This window comes from Lysobacter sp. HA18 (assembly GCF_054057595.1).
This window is the reverse complement of record NZ_JBSRZL010000001.1, coordinates 1,686,498-1,700,004: the sequence shown is the minus strand read 5'-3', so window position 1 is coordinate 1,700,004 and position 13,507 is coordinate 1,686,498. Positions and strand designations below refer to the sequence as shown.

12 protein-coding genes are annotated in these 13,507 nt (G+C 66.7%); 10 read left to right on the top strand and 2 right to left on the bottom strand.

What is annotated here, in order from left to right:
* Positions 1-10 precede the first annotated feature (10 nt).
* Positions 11-985 carry an FKBP-type peptidyl-prolyl cis-trans isomerase gene (locus tag ACVWWW_RS08540; protein WP_027083033.1) on the bottom strand — a complete coding sequence of 325 codons (975 nt, stop codon included), beginning with the start codon at positions 983-985 and terminating at the stop codon, positions 11-13.
* A gap of 176 nt (positions 986-1,161) precedes the next feature.
* Between ACVWWW_RS08540 and ACVWWW_RS08535 the strand changes: the two genes are divergently transcribed.
* The 5 genes from ACVWWW_RS08535 to ACVWWW_RS08515 all read left to right on the top strand — a co-directional run bounded on the left by ACVWWW_RS08535 (position 1,162) and on the right by ACVWWW_RS08515 (position 4,490).
* On the top strand, positions 1,162-1,386 hold the full coding sequence (locus ACVWWW_RS08535) for a hypothetical protein (RefSeq protein WP_027083032.1): 225 nt from the start codon (positions 1,162-1,164) through the stop codon (positions 1,384-1,386).
* 3 nt (positions 1,387-1,389) lie between these two features.
* Positions 1,390-1,761, top strand: coding sequence for a GntR family transcriptional regulator (locus tag ACVWWW_RS08530; RefSeq protein WP_027083031.1), 372 nt, complete (start codon positions 1,390-1,392; stop codon positions 1,759-1,761).
* A complete protein-coding gene (locus ACVWWW_RS08525; RefSeq protein ID WP_036141960.1) occupies positions 1,758-2,645 on the top strand; it encodes an ABC transporter ATP-binding protein in 888 nt (295 codons plus the stop codon). Before ACVWWW_RS08530 ends, ACVWWW_RS08525 begins: the two co-directional genes overlap by 4 nt.
* A 17-nt stretch (positions 2,646-2,662) precedes the next feature.
* On the top strand, positions 2,663-3,688 hold the full coding sequence (locus tag ACVWWW_RS08520) for a hypothetical protein (RefSeq protein ID WP_051235446.1): 1,026 nt from the start codon (positions 2,663-2,665) through the stop codon (positions 3,686-3,688).
* A gap of 118 nt (positions 3,689-3,806) precedes the next feature.
* Positions 3,807-4,490: a DUF2884 family protein gene (locus tag ACVWWW_RS08515; RefSeq protein WP_051235129.1), complete on the top strand. Its 684-nt coding sequence runs from the start codon at positions 3,807-3,809 to the stop codon at positions 4,488-4,490.
* A 64-nt stretch (positions 4,491-4,554) separates the two neighbouring features.
* Here the strand turns inward: ACVWWW_RS08515 and ACVWWW_RS08510 are convergent, their stop codons facing one another.
* Positions 4,555-5,964, bottom strand: coding sequence for a class II fumarate hydratase (locus tag ACVWWW_RS08510; protein WP_027083028.1), 1,410 nt, complete (start codon positions 5,962-5,964; stop codon positions 4,555-4,557).
* Between the two features lie 107 nt (positions 5,965-6,071).
* On the opposite strand from ACVWWW_RS08510, the gene purB reads away from it, so the two are divergent.
* The 5 genes from purB (at position 6,072) to ACVWWW_RS08485 (ending at position 13,463) form a co-directional block, all read left to right on the top strand.
* Positions 6,072-7,448 (top strand): adenylosuccinate lyase, encoded by a 1,377-nt coding sequence (gene purB / locus ACVWWW_RS08505; protein WP_027083027.1) that lies wholly within the window; start codon positions 6,072-6,074, stop codon positions 7,446-7,448.
* A complete protein-coding gene (gene bla / locus ACVWWW_RS08500) occupies positions 7,441-8,337 on the top strand; it encodes a subclass B3 metallo-beta-lactamase (RefSeq protein WP_155914277.1) in 897 nt (298 codons plus the stop codon). Before purB ends, bla begins: the two co-directional genes overlap by 8 nt.
* A complete protein-coding gene (locus tag ACVWWW_RS08495) occupies positions 8,334-9,509 on the top strand; it encodes a cupin domain-containing protein (protein ID WP_051235127.1) in 1,176 nt (391 codons plus the stop codon). The genes bla and ACVWWW_RS08495 overlap by 4 nt, the downstream gene beginning before the upstream one ends.
* Complete coding sequence (locus ACVWWW_RS08490; protein WP_027083025.1) at positions 9,506-10,402, top strand: GNAT family N-acetyltransferase; 897 nt, start codon at positions 9,506-9,508, stop codon at positions 10,400-10,402. The genes ACVWWW_RS08495 and ACVWWW_RS08490 overlap by 4 nt, the downstream gene beginning before the upstream one ends.
* A gap of 232 nt (positions 10,403-10,634) precedes the next feature.
* Positions 10,635-13,463: a 2-oxoglutarate dehydrogenase E1 component gene (locus ACVWWW_RS08485; protein WP_027083024.1), complete on the top strand. Its 2,829-nt coding sequence runs from the start codon at positions 10,635-10,637 to the stop codon at positions 13,461-13,463.
* Positions 13,464-13,507: the final 44 nt, after the last annotated feature.

Genomic DNA, 13,507 nt, shown 5'->3' with positions numbered 1-13,507 from the left:
ATAGCCGCGGTCAGGGCGAAATCGCCAGCAGTTCGACATCGAAGACCAGCGTGGAGTTCGGACCGATCTGTTCGCCGGCGCCCTTCTCGCCATAAGCGAGCTGCGACGGAATCCAGAAACGGTACTTCGCGCCGACCGGCATCATCGACACGCCTTCCGTCCAACCCGGAATGACCTGGTTGAGCATGAATTCCACCGGCTCGCCGCGATCATAGGAACTGTCGAACACGGTGCCGTCGAGCAGCGTACCGTGATAGTTGACGCGAACGCGATCGGTCGGCTTCGGACGCGCACCCGAACCCTGGCGCAGCACCATGTACTGCAGGCCGGACGGCGTGGTGAACACGCCCTTCTTCGTCTTGTTCTCGGCGAGGAACTTCTCGCCCGCCTGCTTGTTCGTCGTCGACTGGCCCGCGCGCTTTGCGTCGAGCTTCGACTTCATCGAGGTGGTGAACTCGGTGCGCACGCTGTTGCGCGTGGCTTCGTCGAGCACCGGCTGCTGACCCGCAAGCAGCCCCGAAAGTGCCTGGAACACGAGCGGGTAATCGACTTCATCCTTGATCGACGCGAGCGACGGGCCGAGATCGGCGGCGACTAGCTTTGCGACTTCCGTCTTCGATACATCCGGCGGCGGCGCACCCTTGGCTTCGCCACGACGCGCGGCGATGCGCGCCATCAGCGCCTGGTTGATCTGCTGCGCGCGCGCGCGATCCACCTGCGGGGCGTGGCCGGCGACGATCTGGTCGACGTTCGCGCGGAACGCGTTGACGTCGAAGTCCGGTGCGATCGGCAGCAGCATCTGGGAGAGATCGAATGCGACGACATACGAAGCCTTCTGACGCGGCGTCGCCAACGACTGCGCGGTGATGGCGGACGCGACCGGTGCCGGCTTGGCCGGGGCCGGTTTGGTCGACGGCGGCGCGGCGAAGGCCACGGCAGCGGTCGACGCGAGCAGCGCGGCGAGGCCGCGTGCGGACAGGTTCATGCACGACTCCAGTGCGGCGCCGGATCGGCGCGAGGGGCCGTATTGTCGCGGCGCGTCCTGAACCGGGCAAATCGGCGAGCGGCCGTATGCCATCAGTTGGGGTCCGGCTTGTTGACGCTGGCCGAAGTGGTGTTATAGTTGCCTACAACACCGGTCTACCAACGAGGAGGTTTGCCATGTACCGCAGGCTCCGTAACAGCCTGAACGCCCTGGTCGTCACGGCGGCCCTGTGCGCGACCGCGGCCTTCGGCGCCGCGTCGGTCCCGTTCGCCTCCACCGCACCGGCGGTTTCGCCTCCGGTCGTCGCCGTGGCGATGAACGCGCATCAGAAGGTCAGCCACATCAATCGCATCCGCCACGCCCTGGCGATGCCCTATTTCTCTTTCCTGCCGAGGGGCTGACCCATGGCCGCCATCCAATGGAGCGACGGCGCTCCGATCTATCGCCAGCTCAAGGAGCGCGTCATTGCGATGATGCTCGACGGGCTCCTCAAGCCGGGTGATCCGCTGCCCTCCGTGCGTCAGGTCGCCGCGGAGTACCAGCTCAACCCCATCACCGTGTCGCGGGCCTACCAGGAGCTCGCCGACGAATCTCTGGTCGAAAAACGCCGAGGACTGGGCATGTACGTCACCGAAGAAGCCGCAAGGAAGTTGCTGGTCAACGAACGCGACCGTTTCCTCCGCGAGGAATGGCCGCTGGTGATGGAGCGCATCGCGCGCCTCGGTCTCAAGCTCGACGAATTGCTGGCCACTGGCCCGAAGGAAGGCATGCAATGAATGCCCAGGTCGCCCCATCCTCCCCGGCTCCGGTGGTCCGCGCCCGCGGCCTCCGCAAGGCCTACAAGAACAAGGCCGCCCTCGACGGCGCGTCGTTCGAGATCCCGGCCGGCCGCATCGTCGGCCTGATCGGCCCGAACGGCGCCGGCAAGACCACCGCCCTCAAGGCGATGCTCGGCCTCATCCCGTTCGACGGCGAACTCTCCGTGCTCGGCCGCAATCCCTGCACGCAGCGCGACGATCTGATGCGGGACGTGTGCTTCATCGCCGACGTCGCGGTGCTGCCGCGCTGGATCCGCGTCAAGGAAGCGGTCGAGTTCGTCGCCGGTGTACATCCGCGCTTCGACATGGCCAAATGCCAGCGTTTCCTGGCCGGCACGCAGCTCAAGCCGAACCTGAAAGTGCGCGAGATGTCGAAGGGCATGATCGTGCAGCTGCACCTGGCGCTGGTGATGGCGATCGACGCCAAGCTTCTGGTGCTCGACGAGCCCACGCTCGGCCTCGACATCCTCTATCGCAAGCAGTTCTATCAGCGCCTGCTGGAGGATTACTTCGACGAGGAGAAGACGATCATCGTCACCACCCACCAGGTGGAAGAGATCGAGCACATCCTCACCGACGTGCTGTTCATCCGCGACGGCCGCATCACGCTCGACGCCGCCATGGACACGCTTGGTGACCGCTACGTCGAAGTACTGGTCGAAAGCGCGAACGTCGAAACGGCGCGCGCGCTCAACCCGATCGACGAACGCGCGCTTCCGTTCGGCAAGACCGTGATGCTGTTCGACGGCGTGCCGGCGGTGCAGCTGGCGAAGTTCGGCGAAACCCGCACGCCGGGGCTGGCCGACCTGTTCGTCGCCACGATGAAGGGGACCTACGCATGAATGCCATGACCGACACCATGCCGCGCACGCAAGTCGCGGCGCCGCACGCCACCCACAAGTTCAAGCTGCTGCTCAAGCGCGAATTCTGGGAGCACAAGGGCGGGTTCTTCTGGGCGCCCCTGATCGCCGGCGGCATTTTCCTGCTGCTGACGCTGATGGGCATGATCACCGCCGAAGTCGCGAAGAGCCGTGCGGGCGAGCAGAACCTCAACATCAACGGTTCGCACATCCAGGTCGGCGCGCTGGATCTTTCCAAGCTCACGCAGCACCTGAGCGCGGAAGACCTCCGTCAGTTCGGCGGCGCCATCGACCTCACGTTGATGATGTCGGCCGGCATCCCGTTCATCGTGCTCGGCTTCGTGGTCTTCTTCTACGCGCTGGGCTCGCTGTACGACGACCGCCGCGACCGCAGCGTGCTGTTCTGGAAGTCGATGCCGCTGTCGGATTCGCAGACGGTGTTGTCGAAGCTCGCAAGCGCGACGTTGGTGGCTCCTGCGCTCGCGGCACTCGCCGGCATCGCGACGATGATCGTCCTGATGGTGATGCTCAGCCTGTTCGTGCTGCTGCACGGCGGCAATCCGATGACGCTGCTTTGGGGACCGGCGAGCCCGACCTCGGTCATCGCGACGTTCATCGCAGGTGTCCCGGTGTACGCAGCCTGGGCGCTGCCGACGGTGGGCTGGCTGATGCTCTGCTCGGCATGGGCACGCAGCAAGCCCTTCCTCTGGGCACTGGTGGTTCCGGTCTTCGTGGGCATCTTCGTCAGCTGGTTCGACCTGCTCCACTTCGTCAACCTCGACACCACGTGGTACTGGCAGAACATCGTCCTGCGCCTGCTCGGCAGCACGTTCCCGACCATGCTTCCCGCGGCGGCGAACCTCGGCACGATCCACGTCAACTCGCCGGCCGATCTCGACGCACTCGCAACGGTCCGCTCGCTGTACGCACTGTTCGCAACACCGTCGATGTGGGTGGGCATCGTGGCCGGCCTCGCGATGATCGTCGCCGCGATCCGCCTGCGCCGCTGGCGCGACGAGGGCTGAGGACCCGCGGGCGCCGTCCCGCACTTCAATCGGACGCCGGGCATCACGCCCGGCGGTTCGATGTCCGATAGTCGGCTTCACCACACACCACCGCGTCCTGCTTCCGAAGGATCACGCAATGAACGCACTCCGCACCGCCGCACTCGCTGCCGCACTGATCTCCAGCCTGGCCGCCTGCCAGGCGCAGACGCCGGATTCCGCCACCGCCGCCAAGCCTGCGGCCGACACCGGCATCGAAGGCGCGATCACCCGCAACGTCGACACCGCGATGAGCGAAGCGCACGCGAAGCTCAGCACCGAAAACGTCAAGCTCACCGAGAACGGCCGCCACGCCGAGATCACGCCGAAGGGCGACCTGATCATCGACGGCAAGACCATTGCGGTGAACGCCGAGCAGCGCCAGCTGCTGCTCGAGCACCGCGCGCACATCCTCGAGATCGCCAGCGCCGGCATCGAGATCGGCAAGCAGGGCGCGCACCTCGCCGGGCACGCCGTCAGCGAAGCCATCAGCGGCATCTTCAGCGGCAATACCGACCGCATCGAGAAGAGCGTCGAAGCCCAGTCGCAGGAGATGAAGCGCGCCGCGGCGTCGCTCTGCGATAAGCTGCCGGCGATGTACGCCTCGCAGCAGCGCGTCGCGCAGGCTGTGCCCGAGTTCGCGCCGTTCGCGACGATGAAGTCGACCGAACAGGACAAGTGTCATGACGACCTGACATCGGACGGCAAGGACGCCACGACGATTTCGAGCTCGACCAGCAAGTCGGGAACGCCGGATACGATCACGGTCGCACCGGGCAACTGATCGGCTCGCACATGGTTCTTCGACGCGCCGTCTCTACGGCGCGTCGTCGTTTCAGGAGCGGCGCTTACCCGCCGCCGGACATGCCTTCGCGGATGCCGCACTGCGTAAGCGACGTCGGATCGAGCAGTCGACGCAATTGCTCGCGCGGCATGCCAGTCGCTTCGACGGCGACGTCCAGCACCGGCCGGCCATCCTTGTAAGCCTGCTTGGCAATCGCAGCAGCCTTCTCGTAACCGATCACCGGGTTCAGCGCCGTCACGAGGATCGGATTGCGATCCAGCGCCTCGCGCACGCGTTCGTTGCGCACCTTCAGGCCGGCAATCGCACGATCCGCGAGCAACCGCGTCACATTCGACAGCAGCCCGATCGAATCGAGCAGGTTGTCCACGATCAGCGGCAGCATCACGTTGAGCTGGAAGTTGCCGCTCTGCCCGGCAACGGTGATCGCCGCGTGGTGACCGATTACTTGCGCGCAGACCATCGCGACGGCCTCCGGAATCACCGGATTCACCTTGCCCGGCATGATCGAGCTGCCCGGCTGCAGCGCCGGCAGTTCGATCTCGCCCAGCCCGGCAAGCGGGCCGGAGTTCATCCAGCGCAGGTCGTTCGCGATCTTCATCAGCGCGACGGCCAGCGCGTTTAGCTGACCGGACAGCTCGACCGCGTCGTCCTGCGACGCGATGCCTTCGAAGCGATCGGCGGCCGAGTCGAACTTTACGCCCGAGCGTTTGGCGAGCGTCTTGGACACCTGCTCGCCGAAGCGTGGGTCCGCATTGATGCCGGTACCAACCGCGGTTCCACCGATGGGCAGCCTACGCAGTCGAACCAGCGCGTCCTCAATGCGCATGCGCGCCGAATCCAGCTGCGACGCCCAGGCACCGAACTCCTGCGCGAACGTGACTGGCATCGCGTCCATCAGGTGCGTTCGGCCGGTCTTGGTGACCTTGGCGAGCGAACGGCCCTTCTTCGTGATCGTCGTCTGCAGATGCTTCAGCGCCGGCAGCAGCTCACGTGTGCAGGCGATGGCGGCGGATACGCGGATCGCGGTCGGGATCACGTCATTCGAGCTCTGCCCGAGGTTGACGTGGTCGTTCGGATGCACGCGCCGCCGCGTGTTCGACGCGACATGCGCGATGACCTCGTTCGCGTTCATGTTGCTCGACGTGCCCGAGCCGGTCTGGAACACGTCGATCGGAAACTGCGCGTCGAACTCACCGTCGGCCACGCGCTGCGCGGCATCGGTAATCGCCTTCGCGACCGCCGGATCGAGCAGCTTGAGCCGTGCGTTGACCTCCGCCGCCGACGCCTTGATCAGCCCCAGCGCCTCGATGAAACCGCGCGGCATGCGCCGGCCGGAGATCGGGAAATTCTCGACCGCCCGCTGCGTCTGCGCGCCCCAGAGCGCGTCGGCCGGGACCTGCAGCTCGCCCATGCTGTCGTGTTCGATGCGGACATCTGCGTCGTTGCGGGCCATCGTCGCCTCCTGTCGAAGACCCGAGCGTACGACGCGCGGTGTCAACGCGCGCCGGGCCCGACGCCCGCGGCAGGTAAAATCGCCGCACCCTCCCCGCCCGGCCCGCCATGTCCCCGTCCGTCGAAACCTCGCTCCTCGCCCTCTCGCCGCTCGATGGCCGCTATGCGGGCAAGGTCGACGCGCTACGGCCGGTGTTCTCCGAATTCGGGCTGATCAAGGCGCGCGTGAAGGTCGAGGTCGAATGGTTGATCGCGCTGGCGGCCGAGCCGGCTATCGTCGAACTGCCGGCCTTCGCTCACGCCGCGATCGCCCGCCTGCGCGCATTTGCCGATGGGCTGACCGTCGACGACGCGGCTCGCGTCAAGGAAATCGAGCGCACGACCAACCACGACGTCAAGGCGGTCGAGTACCTCATCAAGGAACGCCTGAAGGACGACGCCGAGCTCGCACCCGCGCTGGAGTTCGTGCATTTCGCCTGCACGTCCGAGGACATCAACAACCTCAGCTACGCGCTGATGCTGCGCGAAGCGCGTGACGAGGTGATGGCGCCGAAGCTACGCGAACTCATCGGCAAGCTGCGCGAGATGGCGCACCAGCACGCCGAGCTGCCGATGCTGTCGCGCACGCACGGGCAGACCGCGTCGCCGACGACCGTCGGCAAGGAACTCGCGAACGTCGTCGCCCGTCTCGAGCGCCAGCGCGAAGTGCTGGAAGCGCTGCCGATGCCGGGCAAGATCAATGGCGCCGTTGGCAACTACAACGCGCACGCGGCCTCGTATCCGGACGTCGACTGGACCGCGTTCTCGCAGCGTTTCGTGCAGTCGCTGGGCCTGACCTGGCAGCCGTACACCACGCAGATCGAACCGCACGACGGCATCGCCGAGATCAGCGATTCGATGAAGCGCATCGGCACGATCTGCGTGGACCTGTGCCGCGACGTCTGGGGCTACATCTCGCTCGGTTACTTCAAGCAGGCGGTGAAGGCCGGCGAAGTCGGCAGCTCGACCATGCCGCACAAGGTCAACCCGATCGACTTCGAGAACGCGGAAGGCAACTTCGGCATCGCCAACGCGCTGTTCGAACACTTCGCGGCCAAGCTGCCGATCAGCCGCTGGCAGCGCGACCTCACCGACTCCACCGTGCTTCGTGCGCTCGGCACCGCATTCGGCCATTCGCTGATTGGTTTCGACGCACTGATGCGCGGTCTCGGCAAGCTGAGCGTCAATCCGGAGCGCCTCGCCGCCGATCTCGACGCCGCCTGGGAAGTGCTCGCCGAAGCCGTGCAGACGGTGATGCGTCGTTACGGATTGCCGCAGCCGTACGAGCAGCTGAAAGCGCTGACGCGCGGCCAGGGGATTACCGAACAGTCCATGCGTGAGTTCATTGCCGGCCTCGATCTTCCGGCGGATGCCAAGCAGCGCCTGGTCGATATGACGCCGGGCAGCTACATCGGTCGCGCCGCGGAGCTCGCGCGCAATGTCTGATCTCCGCGTCGCGTCGCTCGTGGTCGCGATCGGTGCGATGTCAGCGTGCACCAGCGTCGCTAACACGCAGGCTTCGTCGCCTGCCGCACCGAACCGTTGCGCCGACGACGCCGGCTGGGATGATCCCGCCGTACCGCGCCACATCTACGGAAACACTTGGTACGTCGGCACCTGCGGCATCGGCGCAGTGCTGGTGACGTCGAAGGACGGGCATGTGCTGATCGATGCCGGCACGGAAAAGTCGGCGGCGCAGGTCGAAGCGAACATCCGCGCACTGGGCTTTCGTCTCGAGGACGTCCGCGCCATCGTCAACTCGCATGCGCATGCCGACCACGCCGGCGGCCTCGCACGACTGCAACAGGACTCCGGCGCGACGTTGTATGCACGCGCCGAGGCCGCGTCGGTCCTGTCGACCGCACGCATCGGCCGCAGCGATCCACAGATGCTCGCGCTGAAATCGTTTCCGGCCGTCGGACATGTAGAGACGATCGCGGATGGCGCGCATGTCCGCGTCGGCGCGATCGACCTGACCAACCACGCGACGCCGGGTCACACGCCGGGCGGTAGCAGCTGGACGTGGCGCGAGTGCGAGGGCGGCCGCTGCGTCGACACGGCCTACGTCGACAGCCTGACTGCGGTGTCCGACGACGTGTATCGCTACTCGGATAACGCCGCGTATGTCGCTGGGTTCCGCGCGACCATCGCGAACGTCGCCACGCTGCCCTGCGACGTACTGATCACGCCGCACCCCGTCGCCAGCGACCTGTGGTCACGCATCGCACCCGAAAACTCAAAGCCGCTGGTCAACCCGGCTGCATGCCGTGATTACGCACAGTCGGCCACGCTCCGACTCGATGCACGCCTCGCGAAGGAAGCGCAGCCGAAATGATCGAGATCGATGCACGCCGCAAACCGCCGCTGGGCATGGCGCCGGCGCGCTTTCTGCGCGAGTTCTGGCAGAAGAAGCCGCTGCTGATCCGCAACGCGTTCCCGGACCTCGTCACGCCGATCGAACCGGAAGACCTCGCCGGCCTCGCCTGCGAGGACTTCGCGCTGTCGCGCATCATCGAGCACGACCGCGCGAACGATCGCTGGACGCTGCGCACCGGGCCGTTCGCGGAAGACGATTTCCCAGGCATGCCCGAGCACGACTGGACGCTGCTGGTGCAGGACGTCGACAAGTGGGACGCGGACGTCGCCGCGCTGCTGCCGAGCTTCGACTTCCTGCCGCGCTGGCGCATCGACGACGTCATGATCTCGTTCGCCGCCACTGGTGGTTCGGTCGGCGCACATGTCGACCAGTACGACGTGTTCCTGCTGCAGGGCAAGGGCCATCGCCGCTGGCAGATCGATGCGTCGCCGAATCCGCCGCTCGCTTTCCGCGACGACGCGGAGATCAAGTTGCTGCGCGAATTCACGCCGACCCACGAATGGGTTCTGGCTCCGGGCGACATGCTCTATCTGCCGCCCGGCGTGCCGCATCACGGCGTCGCCGAAGACCCTTGCCTGACGTTCTCGCTCGGTATGCGCGCACCCGCCGCCGCGGAACTGCTCGGCGACTTCGTCGACACGTTGGCCGCGGACGCGGACGAATCGCTGCGTTACATCGACCCCGACCTGGCGCCCGCAAAGGACGCGTTCGAGATCGACGATGCCGCGATGACGCGCGCAATCGAAGCGCTCAACGCGCTGCGCATGAACGACCAGGACCGCCTGAGCGACTGGTTCGGTCGATTCGTCACCGCGTACCGCAGCGCCGGCATTGTCGGCGCGCCCGGCGAAGCCGTCGATCGCGCATCGATCGAGCAGGCGCTTGGCGAGGGCGAGACGCTGCATCGCAATCCGTTCTCGCGCGTTGCCTGGCGCAAGGTTTCGCGTGGTGCGTTGCTGTTCGTCGCCGGGCAGTCGTTCGCGATGCCGGTGGCGGATGCGAAGCGTCTGGCCGCGGGGTCGGCGCTCGACCTCGACATCTATTCGCGACTGGGCACGACGGCGCGCGACGCAGTGGCGGAACTCGCCGCCGGCGGTCATTACCAGCTCGCCGGAGGCGATAACGAATGACGGTCTACAGCGTCGAGGTCGTCGAGTACGGCAGCGCGCTGCCCGACCTGCGCGCGATCCGCGACGTCGTGTTCGTGCAGGAGCAGCGCGTTCCCGTCGAGATCGAGCGCGACGCGCTGGATGCCGCCTGCACGCACGTGCTCGCACGCGATGGCGAAGGCCGTCCGATTGGCACCGGGCGGCTCGCACCGAGCGGCAAGATCGGCCGAATGGCGGTGCTGGGCGAATGGCGCGGACGCGGCGTCGGTCGCGCGATGTTGCTGAAGCTGCTCGATGCCGCGCGGGCCGCTGGCCTCGCTGATGTGATGCTCCACGCGCAGGTCGACGCCGAGCGCTTCTACGCCGCCGACGGCTTCCTGCCGGTTGGCGAGCGATTCGAGGAAGCGGGCATCGTCCATCAGGAAGTGCGTCGGACGCTCGACCGCCCGGCCGCCGTCGAAAACGCTGCGCAGGCCATCGCCGCGACCATCGGCATCGCGACCAGCGCGCGTCGCAGCATGGTGATCTACAGCCGCGAGATGGACCCGGGCCTGCTCGACCACCCGGACGTCGTCACTGCGCTGCGCCGGCTCGCGACCCGGGGTGGCGAGATCCGCGTGCTACTTCAGGACGTCGACGCCCCGCAACGCGCGCACGCGCCGCTGATCGCGCTCGCCCAGCGGCTGTCGTCGGCCTTCGCGATCCGCGTGATCGATGAGCCCGTCGACCTGACCTATCCCTCGGCCTTCGTCGCCAGCGACACCGGCGGCTGGTACTTCCGCCCGCTCGGCCACCGGCTGGACGGCGAGACCCAACTCGACGGCGCGGCGCGCGTTCGCCAGCTGCGGACGGTGTTCGATAGCGCCTGGGAACGGGCCCGTCCCGCAAGTGAGCTGCGCGCGCTCGGCATCTGAAACCCGACGACTGGCGGCTTGGCTCGGCGTCGCGTACCGACGCCCATAACCGCTCACAGCGGGCACTTCGACGCCGCTGACGACGCCTGATCACGGCGGTCGAACGCATCCGGAACACCACAATCCGGGCACGGGGCGGCCTCATCCCGCTATAATTCCGCGTCTTTCGCGCCCGATCGCGACATGCGGCGCGTCATACCCTCTTCCCGCCGAGCCAGACGCCACCGCCATCGTGGATAGCCTTCTGAAGCAGTTTGCCCAGACCTCCCAACTCGGCGCGAACGCCGCCTACGTCGAGGATCTGTACGAGCAGTACCTGGTCGCACCGGACAGCGTCGACCCGAAATGGAAGGCCTACTTCGATGGTGTGAAGAGCGGCTCGACCACCGAGGTGCCGCATTCGGCCGTCCTCGAGTCGATCGCCGAAGCCGGTCGACAGGCCGCGCGCGGCGCGATCGCGGGTGGCGGCAGCGAGGCCGATGAGCGCCAGCGCGCGGTCGGCAAGCTGATCATCGCCTACCGTTCGCGGGGCCATCTCGCGGCGGAGCTCGATCCGCTCGGCCTCGAGAAGATGCCGCCGGCGCCGGACCTCGAACTCGCCTTCCACGGCCTGTCCGACAAGGACCTGTCGGCCGAATTCAGCACGGGCGGCGTGGGCGGCAAGGACCGCATGAAGCTGGGCGACCTCGTCGACCTGCTCAAGCGCACCTACACCGGCACCGTCGGCGCCGAGTTCATGCACATCGCCGAGTCGGACCAGCGTCGCTGGATCTACGAGCGCATGGAAAAGGCCGGCGGCCGCTACGCGCGGAGCGCGGACGAGCGTAAGCGCGTGCTCGAGCGCCTGACCGCCGCGGACGGCCTGGAGCGCTACCTCGGCACCAAGTACGTCGGCCAGAAGCGCTTCTCGCTCGAAGGCGGCGACTCGCTGATTCCGCTGCTCGACGACATGGTGCGTCGCGCCGGTTCGCAGGGCGCGAAGGAGGTCGTGATGGGCATGGCCCACCGTGGCCGCCTCAACGTGCTAGTCAATACGCTCGGCAAGCCGCCGCGCGACCTGTTCAACGAGTTCGAAGGCAAGTTCGAACACGTGCACAGCGACCTCGCCCACCAGGGCGACGTCAAGTACCACATGGGTTTTTCGGCCGACATCGGCACGCCCGGCGGCCCGGTGCATCTCGCGCTCGCGTTCAACCCGTCGCATCTCGAAATCGTCGATCCCGTGGTCGCCGGCAGCGCACGTTCGCGCCAGACGCGTCGCGGCGACGAAGGCCGCAAGCAGGTGCTGCCGGTGCTCATGCACGGCGACGCCGCGTTCGCAGGCCAGGGCGTGGTGATGGAGCTGTTCCAGATGTCGCAGGCGCGCGGTTTCGCGGTCGGCGGCACGGTGCACATCGTCATCAACAACCAGGTCGGCTTCACCACCAGCGAGCGTCAGGACGCGCGTTCGACGCTGTACTGCACCGACGTCTCGAAGATGGTCGGCGCGCCGGTGCTGCACGTGAACGGCGACGATCCGGACGCCGTGCTGTTCTGCGGCGAACTCGCGCTCGACTTCCGCAATACCTTCGGCAAGGACGTGGTGATCGATCTCGTCTGCTATCGCCGCCACGGCCACAACGAGGCCGATGAGCCGGCGGCCACGCAGCCGCTGATGTACCAGGTGATCCGCAAGCACGCGACGCCGCGCGAGATGTACGCCAAGCGCCTCGTCGGCGAAGGCGTGATCAGCGACGCCGACGCGCAGGCGATGGTTGACGGCTATCGCGCGAAGATGGACGCGGGCGAAGTCACCGCAGACGTCGTCGACGTGACGCCGGACGAGTTCATTCCGGACTGGACCAAGTTCATCGCCGGCAAGGTGACCGAGCCGGTCGACACCACGTTCGATCGCGCCGAGCTGCTCAAGCTCGCGACGTCGATCAACAACGTGCCCGAGCGCATCACGCTGCACCCGCGCGTGGCGAAGATCTACGACGACCGCCGCAAGATGACGGCCGGCGAGCTGCCGGGTGACTGGGGCTTCGCCGAGAACCTCGCGTACGCGACGATCGTCGACCAGGGCTACAAGCTGCGCCTCGTCGGCCAGGACTGCGGCCGCGGCACGTTCTTCCACCGCCACGCGATCCTGCACGACCAGAAGACCGACGAGTACTACCTGCCGCTGCGTGAGCTGGCGAGCAATCCGAACGACGTCGCGATCATCGACTCGCTGCTGAGCGAGGAAGCGGTGATGGCGTTCGAGTACGGCTATTCCACCGCCGACCCGATGACGCTCGATATCTGGGAAGGCCAGTTCGGCGACTTCGCGAACGGCGCGCAGGTGGTCATCGACCAGTTCCTGTCGTCCGGCGAAGCCAAGTGGGGCCGCCTCTGCGGACTCGCGCTGTTCCTGCCGCACGGTTATGAAGGCCAAGGGCCCGAGCACAGCTCCGCTCGCCTCGAGCGTTACCTGCAGCTGTGCGCGCTGGACAACATGATCGTCTGCACGCCGACCACGCCGGCGCAGGCGTACCACATGATCCGCCGCCAGATGCTCATGACCACGCGCAAGCCGCTGGTGGTGATGACGCCGAAGTCGCTGCTGCGCCACAAGCTCGCGGTGTCGACGATGGACGATCTCGCGTCGGGCGGCTTCCAGAAGCTGATCCCGGATGCGGTCACCACGCCGAAGAAGGCCAAGCGCGTCGTCCTCTGCGGCGGCAAGGTCTACTACGACCTGCTGGAAGACATGCAGAAGCGCGGTGCCGACGACGTTGCGCTGATCCGCATCGAGCAGCTCTATCCGTTCCCGCGCAACGAGCTCAAGGCTGCACTCGCGCAGTATTCGGCGAAGGACGTGGTGTGGTGCCAGGAAGAGCCCATGAACCAGGGCGCGTGGTACCAGATCCGTCATCACCTCGTTGCATGCCTCGGCGCGAAGCAGGCGATTCATTACGCGGGCCGTTCGCGCTCGCCCTCGCCGGCTGCCGGCCATTTCGCCGACCACGTGCGCGAACAGCAGCAGCTGATCGCCGACGCGCTGGTCAATCCGCTCAACGGCGAGGTGTCGGAGGAGTAATCCTTCGACGCCACGCCCGACGCTTCGCCGCATCTCCTATTTCT

Bases quoted from the DNA above. Each gene is read 5' to 3' on its own strand.
- ACVWWW_RS08495 (WP_051235127.1), top strand. From the start codon at position 8,334: ATGATCGAGATCGATGCACGCCGCAAACCGCCGCTGGGCATGGCGCCG.
- ACVWWW_RS08525 (WP_036141960.1), top strand. From the start codon at position 1,758: ATGAATGCCCAGGTCGCCCCATCCTCCCCGGCTCCGGTGGTCCGCGCC.
- ACVWWW_RS08490 (WP_027083025.1), top strand. From the start codon at position 9,506: ATGACGGTCTACAGCGTCGAGGTCGTCGAGTACGGCAGCGCGCTGCCC.
- bla (WP_155914277.1), top strand. From the start codon at position 7,441: ATGTCTGATCTCCGCGTCGCGTCGCTCGTGGTCGCGATCGGTGCGATG.
- ACVWWW_RS08510 (WP_027083028.1), bottom strand. From the start codon at position 5,964: ATGGCCCGCAACGACGCAGATGTCCGCATCGAACACGACAGCATGGGC.
- ACVWWW_RS08515 (WP_051235129.1), top strand. From the start codon at position 3,807: ATGAACGCACTCCGCACCGCCGCACTCGCTGCCGCACTGATCTCCAGC.
- ACVWWW_RS08530 (WP_027083031.1), top strand. From the start codon at position 1,390: ATGGCCGCCATCCAATGGAGCGACGGCGCTCCGATCTATCGCCAGCTC.
- ACVWWW_RS08520 (WP_051235446.1), top strand. From the start codon at position 2,663: ATGCCGCGCACGCAAGTCGCGGCGCCGCACGCCACCCACAAGTTCAAG.
- ACVWWW_RS08535 (WP_027083032.1), top strand. From the start codon at position 1,162: ATGTACCGCAGGCTCCGTAACAGCCTGAACGCCCTGGTCGTCACGGCG.
- purB (WP_027083027.1), top strand. From the start codon at position 6,072: ATGTCCCCGTCCGTCGAAACCTCGCTCCTCGCCCTCTCGCCGCTCGAT.
- ACVWWW_RS08540 (WP_027083033.1), bottom strand. From the start codon at position 985: ATGAACCTGTCCGCACGCGGCCTCGCCGCGCTGCTCGCGTCGACCGCT.